Genomic DNA, 895 nt, shown 5'->3' on the forward strand with positions numbered 1-895 from the left:
GTCACTATCTGTCCGCGGTCTATGATGAGCTGTCCGCTCTGCATCATGCCGCTGTTGGCGATAATCTGTGCCATCAGGCTCTCCAGTTCCTGTTTGTTCTTCTGTTCGTCGGCATGCAGGTTCGGCACGATGTAGTTGTCGATCCGGCAGTTCTGCAATACGTTTCGTGACACGCTTCCCGCATCGCGGTCCATGATGTAGGTGTAGGCCTCCCGCCGGGTGAAGAGGTCTTTAACCGGTTCGGCAACCGACATTTTTCCTTTTATGCGCCGGATGTTTTTCTTACCGGCCGCTTGCAGCCGGGAGCGTTCGGGAGCGTTGATGACGCCTTGTGCATACACTTTGCGCAGGAGCTCCACCAGCCGTGGCAGGTAGTAGGCCGGCAGTCCCTTGAAGCGTCCCGCACTGAAGTCCGCCTGCAGGGCCGCCACCTGTTCTTCTCCGGCGAGGGAGTCGGTGATGTAATACGGTTCGAAGGTGCGGGCCACGCTGTCGCGCTCGCGTTGCATTTCCACCTCGCTTTTGGCTATCGGGAAGTCATAGGAGGCTATGAGCTGCTCGTAGCGCCAGGGCTTGTCGGTTTCGTAGGTATAGCCGAACTTGCTTTCGCGTGGCAGGAAATATATCAGGATAGTGGCGGCGGCCACAATGCAGCCGGCCAGCGTGATGATACTCTTTGTCGACGCATGGCGCCAGTTTCTTAAATCAGACATGTTGTTTCAGGAATAAAGGGATTGGAGCAAGCTGTGGTCAGAGAGTGCGGAGGCGCTGCCAAAGGGTGCGCACACCGCTTGAGGCAACCTCGCGGATAACCTCCACGCGGCGGCCTGAGGGAACCTTTACCTCCTTGGGGTCGATGAGGAAGACAGGGCATCGGGGTGGGGCGTAGTTCACC

Annotated in this window: 1 pseudogene; it reads right to left on the reverse strand. The window is 57.8% G+C overall.

What is annotated here, in order from left to right:
* Positions 1-713: pseudogene (locus C5S62_RS05050) on the reverse strand (hypothetical protein); the annotation flags it as partial.
* Between the last annotated feature and the right edge of the window lie 182 nt (positions 714-895).

The sequence above is a fragment of the Prevotella sp. MGM2 genome, from assembly GCF_002933955.1.
GTDB lineage: Bacteria > Bacteroidota > Bacteroidia > Bacteroidales > Bacteroidaceae > Alloprevotella.